Origin of the sequence: Morganella sp. TYF_1, from assembly GCF_043105645.1 — a bacterium.
Classification (GTDB): Bacteria; Pseudomonadota; Gammaproteobacteria; order Enterobacterales; family Enterobacteriaceae; genus Morganella; species Morganella morganii_B.
In genome coordinates this window covers 25,242-48,600 of sequence record NZ_JBICLU010000011.1, presented here as the reverse complement: position 1 = coordinate 48,600, position 23,359 = coordinate 25,242, and the positions used below count along the sequence as shown (strand labels likewise).

Below are 23,359 nucleotides of genomic sequence, written 5' to 3'. Positions count from 1 at the left end.
TTCAGTGACGTGTTTTGTGTTTTTCAGGAAAAGTGACAGGAAAATCTGTCAGAAGAGTGGTTGCGGGGGCCGGATTTGAACCGACGACCTTCGGGTTATGAGCCCGACGAGCTACCAGGCTGCTCCACCCCGCGTCCGATTTTGTTAATGATATGAAGGTTGGTTGCGGGAGCCGGATTTGAACCGACGACCTTCGGGTTATGAGCCCGACGAGCTACCAGGCTGCTCCATCCCGCGTCCGAATATCATTAACTGAGCATATTACATTGTATTCACAGACCACACATTTCAAAAATTGGTTGCGGGAGCCGGATTTGAACCGACGACCTTCGGGTTATGAGCCCGACGAGCTACCAGGCTGCTCCATCCCGCGTCTGTGAGGCGCCCACTATACTCAGGATGAGAGCTGATGCAAGTTTTTTCTTGATAAAAAGCTATCCCGCCCCCTGATTCGGTTAATTATCCGGCCGATTGATTGTTTTTTATTCATTTGGCCGGATGATTGCTCAGCGATAAAAAATTAAAGCGGTTGCATAATAAAAGCGATTTGATATCGTTCTCATACATATTGTATTAATTCAAATTATTGGTTGGCAGATGGGTATGAGCAAAACCGGCAGGTATTTGTTGTGCGGTGTATTGTTTTCGTTATTAGTCGGTTGTGAATCCCGCCCGACAGATAAAGGTCAGCAGTATAAAGACGGGCATCTGACGCAGAATTTACAGGAAGTGGCTAACGTCAACAGCCCCGGTATACCGGTCAACGGCCCTGACTTTCTGAAACAGGTGGAAGCCATCCGGACGACCTCTCCGCGTCTGTACAACCAGTACAGTGATAACTTCCGGGCGGTTGAAAACTGGCTGCGTTCCGGTGCGGATACCGCGCAGCTGCGGCAGTTCAACCTGCACAGTTATCAGATGGAAGGTAAAGATAACTACGGAAACGTACAGTTTACCGGCTATTACACCCCGGTTGTTCAGGCCCGTCATACCCGTCAGGGGGAGTTTCAGTATCCTATCTACCGCATGCCGCCGAAAAAAGGCGGTCGCCTGCCGAGCCGTGCTCAGATTTATAACGGGGCGCTGAGTGATAACTATGTCCTCGCCTACAGCAATTCACTGATGGATAACTTCCTGATGGATGTTCAGGGCAGCGCTTATATTGATTTTGGCGATGGTTCTGAGCTGAACTTTTTCGCGTATGCCGGAAAAAACGGACACGGTTATACCAGTATCGGTCGTGTTCTGATCGAGCGCGGCGAGGTGGAAAAGAAAGATATGTCGATGCTGGCGATCCGCAAGTGGGCCGATAGTCACTCTCCGCAGGAAGTGCAGGAATTACTGGAGCAAAACGCCTCTTTTGTCTTTTTCACGCCAAAGCAGTTTGCACCGGTAAAAGGGGCGAGCGCGGTACCGCTGATTGCCAAAGCCTCTGTGGCCTCGGATAAAACCCTGATCCCGCCGGGGACTACGCTGCTGGCGGAAGTTCCGGTGCTGGATAACCAGGGTAATTTTACCGGCCGTTATGATATGCGTCTGATGATCGCACTGGATGTCGGCGGCGCTATCAAGGGGCATCACTTCGATATCTATCACGGTATCGGTCACGATGCCGGGCTGATGGCCGGTTTCTACAATCACTACGGCCGTGTCTGGGTACTGAAAAAAGGGATCCCGCCGATCCTGAACCCGGTGCTGTAGTCTTTCATTCTTGCGGTGTATACTTCGCAATGAAGTATGCACCCGCATTATTTCTTAGTCGTTTCTGTCATTTTTCACCGCAGGTTTCTGTATTATGCAAACCCTTTTATCTGATGCTTATCTGCAGCGTTTTGCCGGTATTGGTCGTCTCTATGGTCAGCAGGCGCTCCGTTTGTTTGCCCGATCTCATTTCTGTGTTGTTGGCATCGGCGGTGTCGGATCGTGGGCGGCGGAAGCGCTGGCGCGTACCGGTATAGGTGCTATTACACTGATTGATATGGATGATGTGTGCGTAACCAATACCAACCGGCAGATCCACGCCATGCAGGGTACGGTCGGGCAGCCGAAAATTGAGGTGATGCGGGAGCGGATCCTGGCTATCAACCCGGAATGTCAGGTGCATTGTACGGATGATTTTGTCACGCCGGACAATATCGCTGATATGATGAGCCCGGGATTTGATTATGTGATCGATGCTATCGACAGCGTCCGCCCGAAAGCGGCACTGCTGGCTTACTGCCGGCGCAACAAAATTCCGCTGGTCACCACCGGCGGCGCGGGCGGGCAGATCGACCCGACACAGATTCAGGTCGCGGATCTGGCGAAAACCTTACAGGATCCGCTGGCGGCGAAACTGCGTGAACGCCTGAAATCAGACTACGGTGTGCGTAAAAACGGCAAAGGACGGCTCGGGATTGATTGTGTGTTCTCGACAGAGCCGCTGCGTTACCCGCAGGCGGATGGCAGCGCGGCCTGTGGTATGAAAAACAGTACGGAAGGGAGTATGCGGATGGACTGTGCTGCCGGGTTTGGTGCCGCCACCGTGGTCACGGCATCCTTCGGGTTTGTGGCGGTCTCTCATGCACTGAAAAAACTGATGGCAAAAGCGGAGCGTGCTGCGGCTGAGTAAGTCTTTCAGGCGCTGAACCGCTGTGCAATGGCGCGGACGGCATCAATCAGTGCCTGAATCCCGTTTTGTCTGGACTGGCTGAGCTGCGAGCTCAGCCCGTACTGTTGATACGCTGCGGATAAATCCGCGGATAACAGTGCCGCCGGTGTCAGGCCTTCCGCTTCGGTCAGCAGTACCGCCAGCAGACCTTTAACAATCCGCCCGTCACTGTCCCCCCAAAAATGCAGCGTACCATCGTTGCTGAGAGTGCCATCCAGCCAGACGCGGTTTTCACAGCCTTTGATTTCGGTCTCTTCACCTTTGCTTTCCGGCGGCAGTGCCGGTAACTGACGTGCCAGCATCACCAGCTGACGGTATTTTTCCTCCCATGAGCGGCAGGCGGAAAAGGTTTCCGTGAGCTGCTCACGGCGGATAGTGTGACCGAACGGGTGTGCCGGGAATGTGTGTGTCATCTTTTTCTCTCAGTCATCAGCCAGGATTTCAAGGGCAAACTGTACCGCCTGCACCAGCTGACGGACATCATCCGGCTGATTATACGGCATAAAAGAGACCCGGAGACAGCCTTCCGTGCCCAGCGCCTGACACAGCGGCTGCGCGCAGTGCTGTCCGTGGCGCAGGGCAATATTTTTTTCCGCCAGCAGCGTGGCAATATCACTGTGATGAATACCATCGATATTAAAGGCCAGCAGCGGGCTGCCTGGGCTGCGGTAATTGCGGAAACCGGGCAGTGCCGCAAGTTGCTGCTCCGCACTGTCACACAGTGCAATGGTGTAATCGTGGGCGGCGGTGAGATCGATGGTATCCAGCCAGCGCAGGGTTTCCCCGAACGCGGTAACACCGGCCACATTCGGTGTTCCTGCTTCAAAACGGGCGGGAACCGGAGCAGGGGTGAAGCTGAAAAAGTCGGTGTCGGTCAGCATTTTGCCGCCACCCTGCCACGGCTGCATATCACGGAGCAGTTCCTGACGACCATACAGCACACCCAGCCCGTTCGGGCCATAGAGCTTGTGGGCGGAAAATGCATAGAAATCAACATCACTGAGGGTGACATTCAGCGGATGGTGAACCACGCCCTGAGCACCGTCAGCGACAATCAGTGCGCCGTGCTGATGTGCCAGCTGTGCCGCACGGGCGATATCCGGCCGGTATCCGGTAACATTGGACATCTGCGTGACCGCCACCAGCCGGGTGCGCGGTGACAGCAGGGTTGCCAGCTGATCGCAGCAAAGCGTTCTGTCCGCCGTCAGCGGCCATTTCACCAGGGTTGCTCCGGTCTGCTGTGCCAGTATGATCCACGGGATCAGGTTGGAATGATGTTCCATCTCACTGACAATGATTTCATCCCCCGGCTGCAGACGCGGGCGGAAAAAGCCCTGAGCGACCAGGTTCAGGGATTCGGTGGTGCCTTTTGTCCAGATACAGCTGCGGGCATCTTCAGCCTGAATCAGCTGCCGCACGGCGTCACGAGTCTGCTCAAACTGTTCAGTGACGGCTCTGGCCTGCCGGTGATGGCTGCGGTGAACGGTCGCGCCGCTGTCATTCTGATAATAGCGGGCGGTAGCCTGTGTCATCACCTCCGGTTTAAGGGCGGTGGCGGCGCTGTCGAGAAAAACAGTGTCACCGGCAGCCCCGGGGAAGGCACGGCGGAATGTATCGGGAGAAAAGGTTTTCATCAGTGTTATCAACGGCAGCCTGAGATAAACAGAGCTTATGCAAAAAGTGCGGTATCCGGTACATCAGAGGCGCGAGCCTGGCGGTGACCGGCCGGATCGCGGCGGCAGTACCGTCGGCGACGGTTTACTATAATCAACATTGTGGCGGCTTTCCAGACGGGGGACGCGTATCTGCCGGACGGAAGGCAAAAAAAAGCACCGCAATCGGCGGTGCATTCAAAAAATCACTATGGACAGACAGGGTAAATGTACAGGAAGTGAAAAAAACAGTAGCTTAAGCTACTATGTCCGGAACTCCCGGACAACTTGCAAACACAACATCACAACCACATAGCCAAAAGTTTTGCAGTATCGCTACCGTTCAACTTTTCGTTCCGGCTCAGGAAGTGGGCATACTATAGGTATTTGCTGGTGTATCATCAAGGGACAATTTATAATGCTTCGGATTACAAAAACTAATCCCGAATAAACTTACGTTACCGGTATCCGGATCTGACAGAAAAACCAGAAAATGTCCAAACGATTGCCTCCGCTCAACGCACTGCGTGTCTTCGATGCTGCCGCCCGTCATTTAAGTTTTACTAAGGCGGCGGAAGAGCTTTTTGTGACCCAGGCTGCCGTGAGCCATCAGATGAAAAGCCTGGAAGATTTCCTCGGGCTGAAATTATTCCGCCGCCGGAACCGTTCGTTGTTGCTGACGGAAGAGGGGCAGAGTTATTATCTCGATATAAAGGAAATCTTCTCAGCGATAAACGATGCCACACGCAAACTTCAGGCGCGCAGTGCCAAAGGGGCACTGACGGTCAGTCTGTCACCGAGTTTCGCGATTCAGTGGCTGGTGCCGCGTCTGTCCGGTTTTCATCAGGCCTACCCGGGGATTGATGTGCGGATCCAGGCGGTTGACCGCGAAGAAGATAAACTGGCTGATGATGTGGATGTGGCGATTTTTTACGGCAGAGGTAACTGGCCGGGTCTGCGTACAGACCGGCTGTATGCGGAATATCTGATCCCGGTGTGTGCGCCGTCACTGATGACCGGTGAACGACCGCTCAAAACACTGACCGATTTGTCGTATCATACACTCCTGCATGATTCATCCCGCCGTGACTGGCAGGCGTATATCCGCCAGGCGGATTTACAGCAGCAGGTCAATGTGCAGCACGGGCCGATTTTCAGCCACAGTGCAATGGTGATTCAGGCCGCAGTACACGGGCAGGGCGTGGCACTGGTCAATAATGTTATGGCAAAAAATGAACTGGATGCCGGTCGCCTGGTGTGCCCGTTTAAAGATATTCTGGTCAGTAAAAATGCGTTTTATCTGGTGTGTCAGGACAGTCAGGCTGATTCCGGTAAAATCGCAGCATTCCGTCAGTGGATTATGGCGCAGGCGGCGAGTGAACAGGAAAAACTAGGTTGGATGACAAGTGAGCAGGATTAACCTGAACATCACATAAGGTATGGCAAATGAATAGTCGGTTGATGTTAATTTTTGCCGGTTTCAGCGGCTTTTTTTATGTTGCATTCGGCGCAATAGGATCGCACCTTTTAACTCCGGTGCTGGCAAAGCACCAGATGGACTGGATTAATCTGGGTCTCCAGTACCAGATCTCACACACACTCGCTCTGATGGGGCTTGCTGCGGTTCTGATGCGCAAAGTGGTGTTGTGGTTTTACTGGAGCGGACTGTTTTTCGGGATCGGCATTTTGCTGTTTTCCGGCAGCCTGTATTGTATGGCGCTGTTACAGATGAAATATTTTGCCTATTTTACGCCGGTTGGCGGGGTAAGTTTCCTGTTAGGCTGGTTTTGTGTATTGATTGGCGCGTTGCGTCTAAGGAAAGTGGCTTCCGGCCATGAATAAAATAGCATTATATTGCCGTCCGGGTTTTGAGAAAGAGTGTGCCGCTGAGATCACGGATAAAGCCGGGCGTCTTGAGATTTTTGGTTTCCCGCGGGTGAAAGAGAACAGCGGTTATGTCATTTTTGAATGCTATCAGCCGGATGATGCCGATCGCATTGCAAAAGAGATCCCGTTTAAAGAGCTGATTTTTGCCCGTCAGATGATCGTTGTCGGCGAACTGCTGAAAAACTTACCCGAAAATGACCGGATCACACCGATCATGGGGATGCTGACCGGTGTGGTGGAGCGTGCGGGTGAGCTGCGCGTCGAAGTGCCTGACACCAATGAAGCCAAAGAGCTGATGAAGTTCTGCCGCAAATTCACGGTACCGCTGCGCTCAGCGCTGCGTCAGGAAAAACTGCTGCTGGCAAAAGAGAACCGGGGCCGTCCGGTCATTCATGTTTTCTTTATCGCACCGGGCTGCTGCTATGTCGGTTATTCGTATTCAAATAATAACTCGATGTTCTACATGGGCATCCCGCGTCTGAAGTTCCCGTCAGATGCACCTAGCCGTTCCACCCTCAAGCTGGAAGAAGCGTTCCACATGTTTATTCCGTATGACGAGTGGGAAGAGCGTCTGGAAGGCGGATTACAGGCGGTGGATCTGGGCGCATGTCCGGGCGGCTGGACGTATCAGCTGGTGAAACACAGTATGCGTGTTCAGGCGGTGGATAACGGCCCGATGGCCGAAAGCCTGATGGAAACCGGTCAGGTGCGCCATCTCCGTGAGGACGGCTTTAAATTTGTGCCGACCTCCAAAAATATTACCTGGCTGGTCTGTGATATGGTGGAAAAACCGGCGAAAGTGGCTGCGCTGATGACCACCTGGATGGTTAACGGCTGGTGCCGCGAGACGATTTTCAACCTCAAACTGCCGATGAAAAAACGCTATGAAGAGGTATCGCATATCCTCGAAAAAATGGCTGCTGAAATGAAAGAGCAGGGCGTAAATGCGCTGATCCATGCGAAGCATCTGTATCATGACCGTGAGGAAATTACGGTGCATGTTCAGCGGGTGTGGGGAGCGTATAACCCGGATCGGGTATTCTGATGAGTCATCCCGGCAATGATTGCCGGGATTCTTTTTTGTATCACTTCACTTTCGGCAGGAAAGAAGTATCCATGTAATATTTATCCGGATTTTTCTGGTCCACATAAACAGTAATAAATTCCTGATGAATAAACGGTGCCGGGTCAAATGCAAGATTGTGGCTGTAATACAGTTTCACTGTATTGTCAGCGCTGTTATACCCTTGTGCCACAATCTGAAACGGGCTGCGTCCGTTAATACTGATCATGGTGTTCATGATCACGTCAGTGAACCGGGCGTTGACCGGCATCCCTTCCCGCAGCAGACGCTGACCGGATTTCCCCCGCAGATACATGACAGCCAGCGGCAGAGTGCCGCCCAGGGCAAATACTGCCCCCATCCCGAGAAGAACCACAGCTCCGCCGTACAGGCCGCCGAAGGAGTGGATAACTGCGTGATCCGGGCTGCCCGGCGGGTAAATCACATCAATATCGTCACCCAGTGCATTGCGGTATCCGCTGCTGCAATAAGAGGACTTCATAACATACTCGTCCTGCCCGTCAGTGTATTTCACCACCGGGCAATATGACGTGCCGTTATCCGAGCGATGAACAGACAGATCGATGATCTGTCCGCTGACCACAATCCCGTTTTTTTCCTGTGAATAACCGGAAAGGTAAAAGTAGCTGCCGCCCATCAGCATCAGCAAACCAACAACAGCAAAAATCCCTAAAACAATGCGTGCTTTCGTAAACATAGGCCATCCGTCGGCTGGTTAATGTTAATAACGCGGAGAGTGTAGAGGATGCCCGGCGGTTTACCTAACGATTTCAACTTAAGTTAAATTCGGACGGGATTATTCCGGACGAGGCAGAAACGAAACAGGCAAGACAGGCTGCTGCCGGCAGTATGATCATGCCGATTACCACAAAAGTACCGGCAATATAGCGACGCTGAGTAAATGCAGGCATTCCGTTTATCTGGTTTAAGGTTTTTTTCCTGCCGGTAAACGCAGCTGACTGAGATTTCCCTGTAAATGCAGATCCCGCTTCAGGGTGGCGACGTCACGGCAGCAGTAAGCCATGGCTTTTCCGTCGATCAGTTTCTGACGCCATTTTTCCGGCACCTGGTCAATATTGCTGTAGAGTGAATCCAGATCGGCAAAGGTGCCGAGCAGCGCGGATGCTGCTTTCGGGCCGATACCGGTGATGCCGGGAATTTTACTGCTGCTGATACCGCTTAAGCCCCAGAAATCCGGTAATTGTTGCGCGGTAACGTCAAATTCAGCGGCAATAAACGGCATATCGAGCCAGCGTTTCTGAAAATAGTCGCGGATCTGAATCTGCGGGGAGAGCAGCTGGCAGTAGCCTTTGTCGGTGGAGACAATCGTCACTCTGTGTCCCGCCTGACCGACTTTGTGTGCCAGTGTGGCGGCGAGATCATCCGCCTCATCCCCTTCGGAATGCCATGCTTTGATACCGTGACGGGCAAACATTTCCCGCAGCAGCGGCAGTTCCTGCCGGACAACCTCCGGCATCTCACTGCGTCCGGCTTTGTAACCCGGCAGCAGCTGATGACGCCAGCTGTGACGGCGGTCGTCTTCATCAAAGACCGTGACCGCGTGTGTCGGTTGTGCGTGATTCAGGATCTGCATCAGCGCCTGTTCACAGACCAGCAGGCCGGACTGACTCTGCACGGCGTAGATCCGGCGGATCAGATTCATTGCATCGATAATCAGTAAATGGATCATAGTCGTTATATATAATTTCCCCGCCGGCGGCGGGGAAACAGTTCAGAGAAAAAGTATCAGCGGATGATTTCGTAGCATGGCTCGTAAGCCGTGCCGCCCGGTAATTTCATCCGGTGCTGTTCCACAAATCCGCGCAGCATCACATCCATCCGCTGCATAATGGCCTCTTCGCCGTGGATTTTGAACGGCCCGTGCTGTGCGATGGCCTGCATACCGTTTTCTTTCACGTTACCGGCGACAATACCGGAGAACGCACGGCGCAGATCGGCCGCCAGTTTTTCCGGCTCCTGATTGCGGTACAGGTTCAGCGCGGTCATATTTTCATGGGTCGGCTCAAACGGATGCTGCAGATCACCGGCAATTTTAATCGACCAGTTGAAGCTGTAAGCATCCCCGGTGCTGCGGCGGTTGTCTTTCACTTCCGGCATGGCGCGCTTCATCACGCGGGCAACTTCCACCGGATCATCAATAATGATCTGATAATGGCGGGTGGCTTCTTCGCCCAGGGTGTTGATCACGAAATCATTGAGCACACGGAAATAGTCAGCGCTCTCTTTCGGCCCGGTCAGCACCAGCGGCAGCACCTGATCTTTGTTGTCAGGATGCATCAGGATCCCCAGCAGGTAGAGCAGCTCTTCAGCTGTGCCGACGCCGCCCGGGAAGATGATGATCCCGTGTGCCAGACGGACAAAGCTCTCCAGCCGTTTTTCGATATCCGGCATGATGATAAGTTCGTTGACCAGCGGGTTAGGCGGCTCGGCGGCAATAATGGACGGCTCGGTCAGACCGATAAAACGGCTGTTTTTGTACCCCTGCTGGGCATGGCCGACAGCCGCGCCTTTCATCGGCGCTTCCATGGCACCCGGCCCGCAGCCGGTACAGATATTCAGTTCACGCAGCCCCAGCTCGTTGCCGACTTTACGCCCGTACAGGTATTCGGTTTCATTGATGGAGTGACCGCCCCAGCAGACGATCATATTCGGATCTTCATCAATATGCAGGGCGCGGGCGTTACGCAGAATAAAGAAAATCAGGTTGGTGATATGCGCGCTGTTGTCCAGATTCAGGCCGCGGCAGCGCTCGGCATCGGTGATCTGGGTCTGGACGAACAGAATATCGCGCAGCACGGCAAACAGGTTCGCCTGAAGTGAACGGATAATTTTGCCGTCAACAAACGCATTCTGCGGCGGGTTCACCAGTTCGAGTTTTACCCCGCGCTCACGGCGCAGTACGTTAATATCAAAATCCGGGAAACGGGACAGTAATTCATGACTGTTATCCATCTGGCTGCCGGAATTCAGCACCGCCAGCGAACAGTTGCGGTACAGACGGTACAGGTGACTGCTTGCTGTCCGTTTCAGAACATCAACTTCAAGCTGGGAAAGCAGATCCATAGAGCCTAACGGGCTGATATGTGTGATCAAGTAAAACTCCTTGTTATCCCGTGGATAAATTGTAGTCGTACAGGTTGCGCGCTGTCTGCCTTACTGACGGGCAAGACGGTCCGCAGACGGTGTAAAGTCCGTATTGGTGCGCCACGGATTGATATCCAGCCCGCCGCGCCGTGTATAACGGGCGTAGACAGTCAGGGCAACCGGGCGGCAGTGTGTGTTCAGATCGGTAAAAATCCGCTCAACACACTGCTCATGAAACTCGTTATGGTTGCGGAATGACACCAGATACCGCAGCAGTTTTTCACGATCAATTTTGGGCCCGCGATACTGTATGGCAACGGAGCCCCAGTCAGGCTGCTGTGTAATCAGGCAATTTGATTTTAGCAGGTGGCTGACTAACGTTTCTTCAACGACATCGTCATTTTCATTGACGGCATCAATAAGATAATCACTGCTGAACTGATAATCCGTAATCGTAATATCCTGATAATCAATACATTCGCCGGTAAAATCAATGATTTTTTGTTCCGTGAACTGATCCGGGCGCAGCAGTTCCACCGTCACCGCTCCCTGTGCGCAGGCGCTTAAATCCTGTTCCAGTGTGCGGCGGACATCATCCGCAGAGGCAAATACTGTCTGGTTAAAGCTGTTGAGATAGAGTTTGAAGCTCTTGGATTCGATCAGGTTCAGCCCGGCGGCATCAAGAGAAACATAGCCGAGCGCAACGCAGGGCACGCCGTTCGGCTGTAACCAGGAAAGCTCATAGAGGGTCCACAGATCTGCGCCGCGAAAAGGCAGATCATCCGCATGCAGATGCAGTGCATCCCGGTTGAGGCTGCGCGGCACACCCTGTAACAGAGCGGGATTGTAATGCTGCTCATAACCGGTTTTTTTACCGAGCGTCAGTGACGCCAGTTCCGCCTTTCCTTCATACAGAGACATAAATAACCCTTTTACCTCAGGTGAAAAATAGTACCGCCTGTCGCCAATACAGTCTGTCATACGTTACTATAGCGGCATGATACTTTTATGTTTAACAGGTTTTGCGATATGACCCGCACAGTTTCTCAGGCGTTACATCAGTTTACCCGGCATTATGTCGGTTTATGGCAGGAAAAAACAGGTTTACCGCCGATCAGTCACGATCTTTATGGTATTCCTTCCCCGTGTATTATCCGCACCGGTGATGAGTGTGTGTACTGGGAACCGGCGAAATTCACCGCAGACACGCATTTGCAGCCGGTTGAAAAAGCACTGGATATTCAGCTGCACCCGGATATCAGTGAATTTTACACACAGCAGTTTGCCGGGGATATGCAGGCTGTTTTCGAGGACATTCAGCTCAGTCTGGTACAGGTCTGGAGTGAGGATGATTTTATCCGCTTACAGGAAAACCTGATTGGTCATCTGGTTACGCAGCGCCGCCTGAAACTGCCGCCGACACAGTTTATCGCCACGCTGGAATCGGAATTCGACATGATTTCTGTCTGTAATCTGAACGGTGAAGTGATCCTTGAAACGTTCGGCACCACAAAACGCCGTGTGCTGGCAGCGGACACCGCATCGTTCCTGTCACAGCTGACGGCGGTATGCCCGGTATAAATATCACTGACAGCGGTGTGGGATTTTACCGGAGATAACTGTAATACCACTTGCCGGGAAATTGCGGATTACTGAAAATAATCTTTAAATTCAGTTAATTGATATTTTTATACCACGGTGATTTAGCGCCGGTATTATTGCCTGCCACGCCGTGCTGCGGCATGCTGTCCGTGCCCATAAGGAAGTGGACGGAAATACACGGATGTATTTTCAGCAGAGACAGGATGTTATTTTATTAGAAACGAGGGGGATTTTCCCCCTCGTTTTTAATCCTCCCGCAAATCCCCGTTATGCCTTTTTATGTCTTCCGGACAGGAATTGATTTTTACTTATCTGACCTCAATGTTACGCTACAGATATCAGCGGCATTGGCTGCGGAAAATGAATTTTACAGCGTAAACAGGTTTCAGTTATGACAAAACATCAGCAGATTACTGCGATCCTGACGGACATCGAGAACGAGATGCGCGCCGTCGATCTGTGGCAGGGGCAGCCTCCGGCGGCAGATGCATTTGAGAGTGAACTGCCGTTTGCGGTGGATACCATGAATGCCCACGAATGGTTACAGTGGATCCTTATCCCGCGTCTGTATGCCATGATTGAGCAGGGCGCGGCACTGCCGTCCGCCTTTCAGATAGCCCCGTATTTTGAAGAACATTACCGGGGAGATGACCAGGCCGCACGCTATCTGGTGCTGCTTAACCATTTACGGGCACTGGACGGGCTTTTCGCGTGACACGATCATTGCAGGACACGCCATTACCGGAAAAATCATTACCGGAAAAACCATTACTGGAAATCTGTTATCAGGATGAACATATCGTCGCGGTGAATAAACCCGCCGGATGGCTGGTACACCGCAGCTGGCTTGACCGTCATGAAACGGTGTTTGTGATGCAGACACTGCGCGACCAGATAGGTCAGCATGTTTTTCCGGTTCACCGTCTCGACAGACCGACTTCCGGCGTGCTGCTGATGGGGCTGTCATCAGAGGTGGCGCGGCTGCTGTCACAACAGCTTGAACGGCATGAAATGCAGAAAACCTATCATGCGGTGGTGCGCGGCTGGATAGAAGAAACGGCGACGCTGGATTACCCGCTGGTGGAGGAGCTGGATAAAATTGCTGATAAATTTGCGGCGGAAAAACCGGCGCAACCGGCGGTGACACACTACCGCCCGCTGGCGAAAGTGGAATGTCCGGTGGCTATCGGGCGCTATCCCACCTCCCGTTTTACCCTGACAGAACTGAAACCGGAAACCGGACGTAAACACCAGCTGCGCCGCCATATGCAGCATCTGCGGCATCCGATTATCGGTGATACCGCACACGGCGATCTGCGTCAGAACCGGGGCTTTACAGAACATTTCGGCAGCCGCAGGCTGATGCTGCACGCGTCGGAACTGGCGCTGACACATCCGGTCAGCGGAGAGCCGCTGGTATTGCATGCCGGTTTTGATGAAACCTGGCAGCGGGTGGCGGAACAGCTTGGCTGGACATTACCCTGATTTATTAATAATTTGATTTTACTGATGAAAAAGGACGGATAATGGCACGTATCGGTATTTTTATCGGCACAGTTTACGGCAACTCGCTGGCTGTGGGGGAAGAGGCGCAGACCATTCTGGAGCAGGCCGGTCATGAAGTGGTGTTATTTGATGAACCGGAACTGTCGCAGTGGAAAGATTATCTCACGGATGTGGTGCTGGTGATCACCTCCACCACCGGGCAGGGCGATTTGCCGGATAATATCCGCGGACTGTTTGCCGGTCTGCGGGATGACATCGGTTACCAGCCGTCACTGCGTTACGGTATTATTGCGCTGGGTGACAGCAGTTATGATAATTTCGCCGGCGGCGGTCGTCAGTTCAATGAGTTACTGCAGGAACAGCATGCGCAGCGTATCGGCGAGATGCTGGTGATTGACGGCGCAGACGTTGCTGCACCGGAAGAGTTTGCGCAGCCGTGGCTGAAAACCTGGGCGGCACTGGTCAGCTGATCACGGAAAATTAATGCCGCAGCGGCGTTGCAGCACTGCGGCACTGTTTCATCCGGTTACTTGCGGGTCAGTTTTTCCAGATCGCTTTCAATTTCGGCGATCTTATTGGACACCACATGCTCCAGATGGCGGAGATCGTCGAGGATCTTACGTTTCAGGTCGATTTCCGGCATTGCGCTTTCGGTCTGCTGGCAGATGGTATCCAGCTCTTCAATGACATAACGCAGGTTGCTGTTGATCTCATTAATCTCTTTGAAACCCTGTGCATCCTGGATAGTCTTGCGCTGACGCGGGTATTTGAACTTCACGCTCTTGGCAAAAAACTCACCTTTATCCTTGCGGAAATAGATTTTCAGAATGTCATTGTTCGCTTCCTGGCGAAGCGTATAGCGATCAATATCTTCAGGATGCGTAATTCCCAGGCTTTTTAAATTGTCGTACATGTGCGCCACCTATTGATTGTTATTCTGTCCTGTTTCCGCCGCAAAAGGCGGAAGATAAGATGCACGGATAAAAAAATAGCGGAGTTATTATCCGCTATTTCTGAGATTAGTCTATGGTGCGTAACAATTCATTAATTCCGACCTTGCCGCGCGTTTTTTCATCCACTTTTTTGACAATCACCGCACAATAGAGACTGTAACGGCCATCTTTTGACGGCAGATTACCGGAGACCACCACAGAGCCCGCCGGGACACGACCGTAATGGATTTCACCGGTTTCGCGATCATAAATTTTGGTGCTCTGACCGATATACACGCCCATGGAAATCACCGAGCCGGTTTCCACAATCACCCCTTCCACCACTTCGGAACGCGCGCCGATAAAGCAGTTGTCCTCGATAATGGTCGGATTGGCCTGTAACGGCTCTAATACCCCGCCGATACCGACACCGCCGGAGAGATGCACGTTTTTACCGATCTGCGCACAGGAGCCGACTGTCGCCCAGGTATCCACCATTGTGCCTTCATCCACATAGGCACCGATATTGACGTAAGACGGCATCAGCACGGTATTGCGGGCGATAAACGCACCACGGCGGGCTGCCGCAGGCGGTACCACACGGAACCCTTCGCGCTCAAAACGCGCCTGGTCGTAATCCGCGAATTTCATCGGGACTTTATCAAAGTAACGGGATTCAGCCCCGTCCATCACCTGATTGTCACTGATGCGGAAAGAGAGCAGCACTGCTTTTTTCAGCCACTGATGTGTCACCCAGGTGCCGCCGATTTTTTCAGCGACCCGCAGTTTTCCGCTGTCCAGTAACTCAATCACCTGATTAACTGCGTCACGCAGTGCCGGGGTGGCAGTTGCCGGTGTCACAGCGGCGCGATCTTCAAAGGCGGATTCAATAATGGCCTGTAATTGCTGCATCGGTGTTTGTTTCCTTTTATCTGGTGCTTTGATGAATTTACTCTGTTTTATCCTTTGAATTGAGGGCTTTTGTCAACCGCTCAGTCAGTTCTTCCTGAATATTTTTATCCAGCGCTTTATTATCCTTATCCGTCAGAATAAAAATATCCTCGACTTTTTCGCCGGTTGTGGTGATACGCGCGCCGTGCAGCTGAAGATCCAGTCCGGCAAAAATCTGACCGACCTGTGCCAGCAGTCCGGGTTTATCCAGCGCATACAATTCCATGTAGCTGCGCAGTCCGCGTTTATTGTGAATAAACTTCACCCGCGTCGGCACATCAAAATGGCGCAGTTTGGCGGGCGCGGTCCGGGTGCGGTGGTTCGGCACATAGTCTGTGGTGACCGCACGCGCCAGTGCTTTGCGGATGGTATCATGACGATCGGCAGCGAGAGGCTTGCCGTCCGGCTCCAGTACCACAAAGGAATCCATTGCCATATTGTCGCGGTTGGTAAAAATCTGGGCATTCTGAACACTGAGATTGCGGCGATCCAGTTCGCTGACCACCGAAGCAAACAGGGACGGACGGTCGTTGCACCAGATAAAAATCTCACTGCCACCGTGGCTGCGCTGGTTACTGATCAGGATCAACGGTGATGCCATATCATTTTTCAGCAGCGCCCCGGCGTGCCAGGCAAGCTGCTCCGGGGTATGGCGCAGAAAATAATCCGCATGACAGCGCGACCAGAACCGGTTCAGTTTTTGCTCATCGGCACCGTCCTGACGCAGCAGCGCCAGCGCACGATCGCGGTGGTGGCGGATCCGCTGGCGCAGATTCGGTTTGTTATGCACTCCGCGTAATAACTGGTTCTCGGTGCTGATAAACAGCTCGCGCAGCAGGCTGCGCCGCCAGCCGTTCCAGAGTGAGGCATTGGTCGCCCATATATCGGCAACGGTCAGGCAGATGAGGTAACGGAGCCGCTCTGTACTCTGTACCTCAGCGGCAAAGGTACGGATCACTTCCGGATCCTGAATATCCCGGCGCTGTGCGGTCACCGACATCAGCAGGTGTTTTTCCACCAGCCAGCTGACCAGATCGGTATCTGCTTCATTCAGGCCGTGATATTCACAGAATTCCCGTGCATCTGCCGCACCAAGAACGGCATGATCGCCCTGTCTGCCCTTGGCGATATCGTGGAACAGAGCCGCGAGGCGCAGCAGTTCCGGCTGCGGCAGTTTCGGCCAGACATCCACACACACCGGATGATTCACCCGCTCAGATTCCAGCCTGAAAGTATCGATTTTTCCCAGCACCCGCAGTGTGTGTTCATCCACGGTATAGGCATGGAACAGATCGAACTGCATCTGCCCGACAATATTGCCCCACAGCGGCATATAGGCACCCAGCACGCCGTGGCGGTGCATCGGAACAAACGCGGCACTCACACCACGCGGATGGCGCAGGATCGCGATAAACAGTTCTCTGGCCTCCGGATACTCCATCAGCGGGCGACTGAGGTGGCGCCGGGCATGGCGCAGCTGACGCAGTGTGCCGGAATGAATGCCGGTGATGGTGTCATCGCAGGCCATGCGGTAAAACATCCGCATAATGGCAGCGGGATCCTCACTGAACAGCGAATCACGGATAAGCCCGATACGGTGGCCGTACAGCTGAAAATCCTTATCAAGTGGTTTGGGGGTATCGTGGTGCCCGGCGTGCAGAATCGCTTCGTCGAACAATTGCAGCAGCATCTCATTGAGTTCGGACACGCGGCGGGTGACGCGGTAATAGGCTTTCATCATCCGCTCGACCGGCTGATTGTGTTCGCCGTCATACCCCAGTTGCTCCGCCACACTGAGCTGGCGGTCAAACAGCAGGCGGTTGTCGTAGCGGCTGAGTGACAAATGCAGGGCAAAGCGGATGCGCCAGAGCATATCCAGACACTCATTCAGCTCTTCCCGCTCGGCATCGGTCAGGAATCCGGAACCGGCCATTTCATACAGCGATGTCGCGCCGAAATGACGGCGGGCCACCCAGAGCAGGGTGTGGATATCACGCAGTCCGCCCGGACTGCTTTTGATATCCGGCTCCAGGTTATAACTGGTGCTGTGATAGCGGGCGTGGCGCTCTTTCTGCTCTGCCAGTTTGGCGGCAAAAAAGCGCGGTGACGGCCAGAAGCTGTCATTAAATATCTGCCGCTGTAACTGCAGGAACAGCGGCAGAGTGCCGCAGATAAGGCGCGATTCAATCAGGTTGGTGGCGACAGTCAGGTCGCCGAGCCCTTCGCGGAGACACTCATCGAGGGTGCGGACACTGTGGCCGACCGTCAGTTTCAGATCCCACAGTACCGCAATAAACTCACCGATTTTCGGCGTGAGTACTGCCGGCAGCGGGGCTCTGCTCAGCAGCAGGATATCGATATCCGACAGCGGGTGCAGTTCCCGGCGACCGTAACCGCCGACTGCCACCAGGGCGAAATCCGCCACCTCATCAAAACGGAAAAACTGCCACAGGCGGATCAGCAGCTGATCGATATAATCACTGCGGGTCAGCAGCAGGGTATGAACCGGCTGGCCTTCGCGGAAAGCCTCCGCCTGCCAGCGGCGGTAATGTTCCAGGTGTTCGCGCAGCACCGGCAGCTGCAAATCATCATCAGTAAAGGATAACGGCGAGGCGGGTTTCAGGGCTGATGCGGTATTCCGGGCGTTGTCCATACGGGATCCTTGTGGCAGAGGCGTTCTGCTGCAAGGTTACTGCGTCAGCGGGGAAATAACCAGTTTTTTGCCGGTCCGCCGGGGTTATATCAGCACCGGGCCGGGCATCGGGATAAACTGCAGAATAATGCGTTTGTTTTCATCATCCACCCGGTAAATCAGGCAGCTGCGGAAGTAGTTATGCAGGACATCACTGAGATTAATATAGGTATCTTCGGCGATCCCGCAGCCGCTGCTCTGTCCGTCTGTGCGGCACATGCCCTGATTGACGATATCCTTCAGGTACGGGGAGGATTGCAGGATGTCCGGCGCGTTATCATCGGTACTGAAACTGAACAGCACGCGATCCGGTGAGGCGGTCAGACGGGTGATACGGTAGCTCTCCCCGGCATTCAGGTACTGCCTGCTCTCGGTTGACAGCGCAGTGGTATCAATATTCAGGGCAGTGATGCTGATCCGGCCGTTGAAATAGGGATTTTCTGTCGGCAGCAGGATATTTTTCCGTGTCGGAAACGACTGTTGTGACAATGCAATCAGCGTGAAATAGGAGCCCAGTCTGCTTGCCGGGACATACACTGACTGATGATCAAACATTGGTTTGGTAAAGGCCAGATCAAACAGATTCAGTTCGTAAATATTCTGGTGGATCTGCACACCGACAGCATACCCGCGCGCAACAAACTCTTTTTGCCACCAGCCGAACGATTTGGTCAGGAAATAAAACGGCACCAGCATGACAAGCAGGATCAGTGTGGCAATACCAATAATGATACAGGCGGATTTCCGGGGGGAAGTCGTCATGCAGGTTTTATTCCTCAGCGTCCTGACGGCGGGGAGGTATCATGCCCGGCATGTGCGCCGGACATGAATACAGAGCGGTTACTGCGCAACGAGAATACGGGAAAGCACACCTTCCTCATCTTTACGCAGGGTCATGATTTCACAGCCGTCATCGGTGACAACCAGCGTGTGTTCATATTGTGCGGATAAACCGCGATCTTTGGTTTTGACAGTCCAGCCGTCTTTCATGGTACGGATGCGGTAATCACCGGTATTCAGCATCGGTTCGATGGTAAATGCCATGCCTTTTTTCAGCACCACGCCGCCGTCATCACCGTCATAATGCAGCACCTGCGGCTCCTCGTGGAAACCTTCGCCGATACCGTGACCGCAGTAATCGCGCACGACAGAGTAATCATGGTCTTCCGCGAATTTCTGAATAGCTGCGCCGATAGTCCGCAGGCGGATGCCCGGTTTGACCATACGCAGTGCCAGATAGAGGCTCTCCTGTGTCACGCGGCACAGACGCTCACCCTGAATCGTCGGTTTTCCGGCGATAAACATGGCGGAGGTGTCGCCGTGGAACCCGTCTTTGATAACAGTGACATCGATGTTCACAATATCACCGTTTTTTAAGATTTTATCTTCGCTCGGAATGCCGTGGCAGACCACATCATTGACGGAGATACAGACAGATTTCGGAAAGCCGTGGTAACCGAGACAGGCGGAAATGGCCTGCTGTTTTACCGTAATATGCTCGTGACAGATGCGGTCGAGTTCACCGGTACTGACACCCGGCACAACATGCGGGGCGATAATTTCGAGCACTTCAGCCGCAAGACGACCGGCGACACGCATCTTCGCGATGTCGTCTTCTGTTTTGATTGTAATTGCCATAATTATTGATATCCGAACCGGGAATGCCCGTTACTTTACTTAGGAAACTGGTACTGAGACGCAGTATGTTATCAGCCGGAGAAAAGGATGCCAATCATTGCGCGGAAACCCGGCAGACAACGGATAACCGCCGGCATGAAAACTGAAGAAAATGTGGTATCACTGCGGCTTTTATGGTATAAAGCGCGCCGGCATTCCGTGTATTTTGCCCGGTTGCCGGAAACTTAAATTAACTCAACTGTTATAACACACACGAATCGGCACGTGCGCCGGGGTGCTCCGAAGCTTAACGCTGACAGGGAGTCGGCAGCATGGGATTCGTGGAGGCATAACCCCAACTTATTATTTACAGAGGTTTAAAATGGCTACTGTTTCCATGCGCGATATGCTCCAGGCGGGCGTTCACTTCGGTCACCAGACTCGTTACTGGAACCCGAAAATGAAACCATTCATCTTTGGTGCCCGTAACAAAGTGCATATCATCAACCTGGAAAAAACTGTTCCGATGTTCAACGATGCATTAGCTGAACTGAACAAAATCGCTTCACGCAAAGGTAAAATCCTGTTCGTAGGTACCAAGCGTGCTGCAAGCGAAGCGGTACAGGAAGCTGCAATCAGCTGTGACCAGTTCTTCGTGAACCACCGCTGGTTAGGCGGTATGCTGACTAACTGGAAAACAGTCCGTCAGTCAATCAAACGCCTGAAAGATTTGGAAGCACAGTCTCAGGACGGTACTTTTGACAAACTGACCAAGAAAGAAGCGCTGATGCGTACCCGTGAACTTGGTAAGTTAGAAAATAGCCTGGGCGGTATCAAAGACATGGGCGGTTTACCTGACGCTCTGTTTGTTATCGATGCTGAGCACGAGCACATTGCAATCAAAGAAGCAAACAACCTGGGTATCCCTGTATTTGCTATCGTTGATACTAACTCTGATCCGGACGGTGTTGATTTCATCATCCCTGGTAACGACGATGCAATCCGTGCAATCAAGCTGTACCTGGGCGCAGTCGCGACGTCTGTCCGCGAAGGCCGTTCACAGGATCTGGCTGTTCAGGCTGAAGAATTAGCCGCTGAATAATCTGAGTCCGCTCTCTGAGCGCTCTTATTAACCAGGTATTGCTGCAAATGGTTAGGGAGCCGTCATGGCTCCCTATACGCATCTGATATACGAACAACTCCCTGCAGAAACAGTTTCTGCAGGCTCATCGAGGAAATAACATGTCTGGAATTACCGCTGCACTGGTAAAAGAACTGCGTGAACGTACTGGCGCAGGTATGATGGAATGTAAAAAAGCACTGGTTGAAGCAAACGGTGATATCGAATTAGCTATCGATAACATGCGTAAATCCGGCCAGGCAAAAGCAGCGAAAAAAGCAGGCCGCGTTGCTGCTGAAGGCGTTATCTTATCTGCAGTCAGCGCAGATGCTAAATTCGGCGCACTGATCGAAGTTAACTGTGAAACAGACTTCGTTGCAAAAGATACCGGTTTCCTGGCATTCGCACAGGACATCCTGAATTTCGTTATGGCTGAGAAAACGGCTGATGCAGAAGCTATCGTTGCGAAATTCGAAGAACAGCGTGTTGCACTGGTTGCTAAAATCGGTGAAAACATCAGCTTCCGTCGCGCTGCTATCTTAGAAGGCGACATCGTTGGTTCTTACATGCACGGCGCACGTATCGGTGTTCTGGTTGCTGCAACCGGCGCAAACGAAGAACTGGTTAAACACATTGCTATGCACGTTGCGGCAAGCAAACCTGAATATACCAAACCTGAAGATGTTCCTGCTGATGTTGTTGCTCACGAGAAACAAATCCAGCTGGATATCGCAATGCAGTCCGGTAAACCTCAGGAAATCGCAGAGAAAATGGTTATCGGCCGTATGAACAAATTCACCGGCGAAATCTCTCTGACCGGTCAGCCGTTCGTTATGGAACCAAGCAAATCTGTCGGCGACCTGCTGAAAGAAAACAAAGCAGACGTGACTGCATTCATCCGTTTCGAAGTGGGTGAAGGTATCGAGAAAGCTGAAGCTGACTTCGCTGCAGAAGTCGCGGCAATGAGCAAATAATCATTGCATATCAGAGCCGCCGGAAGGCGGTTCTGTTTTATCTGTCGTACCCCTGTTTATCATCCGGGCATCCGTCCGGGTATCTCTGGCAATAAATTCATCTGTTTAGGACAGAACACCATGGCTACCAATGCAAAACCTGTTTATCAACGTATTCTGCTGAAGCTCAGTGGCGAGGCTTTACAAGGGAATGAAGGTTTCGGAATTGATGCGACTGTACTTGACCGTATGGCGCAGGAAATTAAGGAACTGGTTGAACTGCAGATTCAGGTCGGTGTCGTTATTGGCGGGGGCAATCTGTTTCGCGGCGCAGGCCTGGCCGAAGCCGGTATGAACCGCGTTGTCGGTGACCATATGGGTATGCTGGCAACCGTGATGAACGGTCTGGCAATGCGTGATGCACTTCATCGCGCTTATGTGAATGCGCGGCTGATGTCTGCGATTCCGCTCAACGGCGTTTGTGACAATTACAGCTGGGCTGAGGCAATCAGTCTTTTACGTCACGGTCGTGTGGTTATTTTTTCTGCCGGAACAGGCAACCCATTCTTTACCACAGATTCTGCGGCCTGTCTGCGCGGGATCGAAATTGAAGCGGATGTGGTGCTGAAAGCCACAAAAGTGGATGGTGTTTACTCAGCCGATCCGGCCAAAGACCCGGATGCGGTGCTGTATGAAAAACTCAACTATCAGGATGTGCTGGAACGCGAACTGAAAGTAATGGATCTGGCGGCCTTTACCCTGGCCCGTGACCATAACCTGCCAATCCGTGTTTTCAACATGAACAAACCCGGCGCATTACGCCGTGTTGTGATGGGCGAGAACGAAGGTACCTTGATTTCGCGTGACTAAACGCCGGGACACCGGCGGAATTTGACGGTATCATTTATAAATCGATTCGCCAAAATTATACTGCGGGCCGCGCGACAGGCACGGTCTGAAAAATTACCCGTTTCCAAGGACTCATAACGTGATTAATGAAATCCAGAAAGACGCGCAGGAACGCATGGAAAAATGCGTCGAGTCGCTGAAATCCCAAATCAGTAAAGTGCGCACCGGCCGTGCTTCCCCGAGCCTGCTGGACGGTATCGTGGTTGAATATTACGGTACACCGACTCCGCTGCGTCAGTTAGCTAACGTGGTTGCGGAAGATTCACGCACCCTGGCTATCACTGTGTTTGACCGTTCCATGTCACCGGCTATCGAAAAAGCGATTATGGCCTCTGACCTCGGTTTAAACCCGTCATCTGCCGGTACGGTTATCCGTGTTCCGCTTCCTGCACTGACTGAAGAACGTCGTAAAGACCTGATCAAAGTCGTCCGCGGTGACGCTGAACAGGGTCGTATTGCTGTGCGTAACGTCCGCCGTGACGCGAACGATAAAGTCAAAGCACTGCTGAAAGACAAAGAAATCAGTGAAGATGATGATCGCCGTTCCCAGGACGACGTTCAGAAAATGACGGATCTGTTTATCAAAAAAATCGATGATGCACTGGCAGCAAAAGAAAAAGAGCTGATGGAATTCTGATCCGGATGCTGTGCTGAACAGAACATACAGAAATAGTGCCTGACGGCACTATTTTTTTACTT

Annotated in this window: 24 protein-coding genes and 3 tRNA genes; 13 read left to right on the top strand and 14 right to left on the bottom strand. The window is 52.7% G+C overall.

Translation table 11 applies throughout. From position 1 onward, the window contains the following. Positions 1-57: 57 nt before the first annotated feature. The 3 genes from ACF8OF_RS03480 to ACF8OF_RS03470 all read right to left on the bottom strand — a co-directional run bounded on the left by ACF8OF_RS03480 (position 58) and on the right by ACF8OF_RS03470 (position 373). Positions 58-134: transfer RNA gene (locus tag ACF8OF_RS03480), tRNA-Met, on the bottom strand. 26 nt (positions 135-160) lie between these two features. Beyond that, positions 161-237 (bottom strand) — tRNA-Met (locus ACF8OF_RS03475). Between the two features lie 59 nt (positions 238-296). Continuing rightward, positions 297-373: transfer RNA gene (locus ACF8OF_RS03470), tRNA-Met, on the bottom strand. Positions 374-603: 230 nt separating this feature from the next. Here ACF8OF_RS03470 and mltA point away from each other — a divergent pair. Next, positions 604-1,701 carry a murein transglycosylase A gene (mltA, locus tag ACF8OF_RS03465; RefSeq protein WP_279799008.1) on the top strand — a complete coding sequence of 366 codons (1,098 nt, stop codon included), beginning with the start codon at positions 604-606 and terminating at the stop codon, positions 1,699-1,701. Between the two features lie 94 nt (positions 1,702-1,795). Continuing rightward, a complete protein-coding gene (tcdA, locus tag ACF8OF_RS03460) occupies positions 1,796-2,611 on the top strand; it encodes a tRNA cyclic N6-threonylcarbamoyladenosine(37) synthase TcdA (RefSeq protein ID WP_392495732.1) in 816 nt (271 codons plus the stop codon). Between the two features lie 5 nt (positions 2,612-2,616). Here the strand turns inward: tcdA and csdE are convergent, their stop codons facing one another. Together csdE and csdA are read right to left on the bottom strand one after the other, a co-directional pair. Next, positions 2,617-3,063, bottom strand: coding sequence for a cysteine desulfurase sulfur acceptor subunit CsdE (gene csdE / locus ACF8OF_RS03455; protein WP_392495730.1), 447 nt, complete (start codon positions 3,061-3,063; stop codon positions 2,617-2,619). A gap of 9 nt (positions 3,064-3,072) precedes the next feature. Further along, the gene (gene csdA / locus ACF8OF_RS03450; protein ID WP_392495729.1) at positions 3,073-4,284 is read right to left on the bottom strand and encodes a cysteine desulfurase CsdA; all 1,212 of its coding nucleotides are present in this window, start codon (positions 4,282-4,284) and stop codon (positions 3,073-3,075) included. Positions 4,285-4,795: 511 nt separating this feature from the next. On the opposite strand from csdA, the gene ACF8OF_RS03445 reads away from it, so the two are divergent. The 3 genes from ACF8OF_RS03445 to rlmM are packed head-to-tail and all read left to right on the top strand — an operon-like array spanning position 4,796 to position 7,234. After that, complete coding sequence (locus ACF8OF_RS03445) at positions 4,796-5,722, top strand: transcriptional regulator GcvA (RefSeq protein ID WP_004242201.1); 927 nt, start codon at positions 4,796-4,798, stop codon at positions 5,720-5,722. 26 nt (positions 5,723-5,748) lie between these two features. Next, on the top strand, positions 5,749-6,144 hold the full coding sequence (locus tag ACF8OF_RS03440) for a DUF423 domain-containing protein (RefSeq protein WP_015422457.1): 396 nt from the start codon (positions 5,749-5,751) through the stop codon (positions 6,142-6,144). Continuing rightward, positions 6,137-7,234, top strand: coding sequence for a 23S rRNA (cytidine(2498)-2'-O)-methyltransferase RlmM (gene rlmM / locus ACF8OF_RS03435; RefSeq protein WP_045138339.1), 1,098 nt, complete (start codon positions 6,137-6,139; stop codon positions 7,232-7,234). Before ACF8OF_RS03440 ends, rlmM begins: the two co-directional genes overlap by 8 nt. Positions 7,235-7,274: 40 nt before the next feature. Here the strand turns inward: rlmM and ACF8OF_RS03430 are convergent, their stop codons facing one another. From ACF8OF_RS03430 to queF, 4 genes are all read right to left on the bottom strand, one after another. Further along, positions 7,275-7,970, bottom strand: a complete 696-nt coding sequence (locus ACF8OF_RS03430; protein WP_392495727.1) for a DUF3592 domain-containing protein — start codon at positions 7,968-7,970, stop codon at positions 7,275-7,277. A 228-nt stretch (positions 7,971-8,198) separates the two neighbouring features. Continuing rightward, on the bottom strand, positions 8,199-8,963 hold the full coding sequence (xni, locus tag ACF8OF_RS03425) for a flap endonuclease Xni (protein WP_392495725.1): 765 nt from the start codon (positions 8,961-8,963) through the stop codon (positions 8,199-8,201). Between the two features lie 56 nt (positions 8,964-9,019). After that, a complete protein-coding gene (ppnN, locus tag ACF8OF_RS03420; RefSeq protein ID WP_262860751.1) occupies positions 9,020-10,387 on the bottom strand; it encodes a nucleotide 5'-monophosphate nucleosidase PpnN in 1,368 nt (455 codons plus the stop codon). 60 nt (positions 10,388-10,447) lie between these two features. Further along, positions 10,448-11,299 carry an NADPH-dependent 7-cyano-7-deazaguanine reductase QueF gene (gene queF / locus ACF8OF_RS03415; protein WP_392495724.1) on the bottom strand — a complete coding sequence of 284 codons (852 nt, stop codon included), beginning with the start codon at positions 11,297-11,299 and terminating at the stop codon, positions 10,448-10,450. Positions 11,300-11,407: 108 nt separating this feature from the next. Here queF and syd point away from each other — a divergent pair, with 108 nt between their 5' ends. The 4 genes from syd (at position 11,408) to ACF8OF_RS03395 (ending at position 13,956) form a co-directional block, all read left to right on the top strand. Next, positions 11,408-11,959 (top strand): SecY-interacting protein, encoded by a 552-nt coding sequence (gene syd / locus ACF8OF_RS03410; protein ID WP_262860749.1) that lies wholly within the window; start codon positions 11,408-11,410, stop codon positions 11,957-11,959. A gap of 412 nt (positions 11,960-12,371) precedes the next feature. After that, positions 12,372-12,695, top strand: a complete 324-nt coding sequence (locus ACF8OF_RS03405; RefSeq protein WP_262860748.1) for a YqcC family protein — start codon at positions 12,372-12,374, stop codon at positions 12,693-12,695. Beyond that, positions 12,692-13,465 carry a tRNA pseudouridine(65) synthase TruC gene (gene truC / locus ACF8OF_RS03400; protein WP_199914305.1) on the top strand — a complete coding sequence of 258 codons (774 nt, stop codon included), beginning with the start codon at positions 12,692-12,694 and terminating at the stop codon, positions 13,463-13,465. The genes ACF8OF_RS03405 and truC overlap by 4 nt, the downstream gene beginning before the upstream one ends. Positions 13,466-13,506: 41 nt before the next feature. Beyond that, a complete protein-coding gene (locus tag ACF8OF_RS03395) occupies positions 13,507-13,956 on the top strand; it encodes a flavodoxin (protein WP_392495722.1) in 450 nt (149 codons plus the stop codon). Between the two features lie 56 nt (positions 13,957-14,012). Here ACF8OF_RS03395 and ACF8OF_RS03390 read toward each other — a convergent pair whose 3' ends face one another. The 5 genes from ACF8OF_RS03390 to map all read right to left on the bottom strand — a co-directional run bounded on the left by ACF8OF_RS03390 (position 14,013) and on the right by map (position 19,699). Next, positions 14,013-14,399 carry a DUF3461 family protein gene (locus ACF8OF_RS03390; RefSeq protein ID WP_004237217.1) on the bottom strand — a complete coding sequence of 129 codons (387 nt, stop codon included), beginning with the start codon at positions 14,397-14,399 and terminating at the stop codon, positions 14,013-14,015. 106 nt (positions 14,400-14,505) lie between these two features. Further along, the gene (dapD, locus tag ACF8OF_RS03385) at positions 14,506-15,330 is read right to left on the bottom strand and encodes a 2,3,4,5-tetrahydropyridine-2,6-dicarboxylate N-succinyltransferase (protein ID WP_004242209.1); all 825 of its coding nucleotides are present in this window, start codon (positions 15,328-15,330) and stop codon (positions 14,506-14,508) included. 37 nt (positions 15,331-15,367) lie between these two features. Beyond that, positions 15,368-18,022: a bifunctional uridylyltransferase/uridylyl-removing protein GlnD gene (gene glnD, locus ACF8OF_RS03380; RefSeq protein ID WP_392495721.1), complete on the bottom strand. Its 2,655-nt coding sequence runs from the start codon at positions 18,020-18,022 to the stop codon at positions 15,368-15,370. Between the two features lie 84 nt (positions 18,023-18,106). Continuing rightward, entirely contained in the window at positions 18,107-18,823 is a 717-nt protein-coding gene (locus ACF8OF_RS03375; protein ID WP_392495720.1) for a hypothetical protein, read from the bottom strand. Between the two features lie 78 nt (positions 18,824-18,901). Beyond that, positions 18,902-19,699 (bottom strand): type I methionyl aminopeptidase, encoded by a 798-nt coding sequence (gene map, locus ACF8OF_RS03370; protein WP_392495718.1) that lies wholly within the window; start codon positions 19,697-19,699, stop codon positions 18,902-18,904. A gap of 361 nt (positions 19,700-20,060) precedes the next feature. Here map and rpsB point away from each other — a divergent pair, with 361 nt between their 5' ends. From rpsB to frr, 4 genes are all read left to right on the top strand, one after another. Then, positions 20,061-20,780, top strand: a complete 720-nt coding sequence (rpsB, locus tag ACF8OF_RS03365) for a 30S ribosomal protein S2 (protein WP_004242214.1) — start codon at positions 20,061-20,063, stop codon at positions 20,778-20,780. Between the two features lie 140 nt (positions 20,781-20,920). Beyond that, complete coding sequence (gene tsf / locus ACF8OF_RS03360; protein WP_025153754.1) at positions 20,921-21,772, top strand: translation elongation factor Ts; 852 nt, start codon at positions 20,921-20,923, stop codon at positions 21,770-21,772. 120 nt (positions 21,773-21,892) lie between these two features. Beyond that, positions 21,893-22,621, top strand: a complete 729-nt coding sequence (gene pyrH, locus ACF8OF_RS03355) for a UMP kinase (RefSeq protein WP_015422460.1) — start codon at positions 21,893-21,895, stop codon at positions 22,619-22,621. Between the two features lie 118 nt (positions 22,622-22,739). Then, positions 22,740-23,297 (top strand): ribosome recycling factor, encoded by a 558-nt coding sequence (gene frr, locus ACF8OF_RS03350; RefSeq protein WP_004242216.1) that lies wholly within the window; start codon positions 22,740-22,742, stop codon positions 23,295-23,297. Positions 23,298-23,359: the final 62 nt, after the last annotated feature.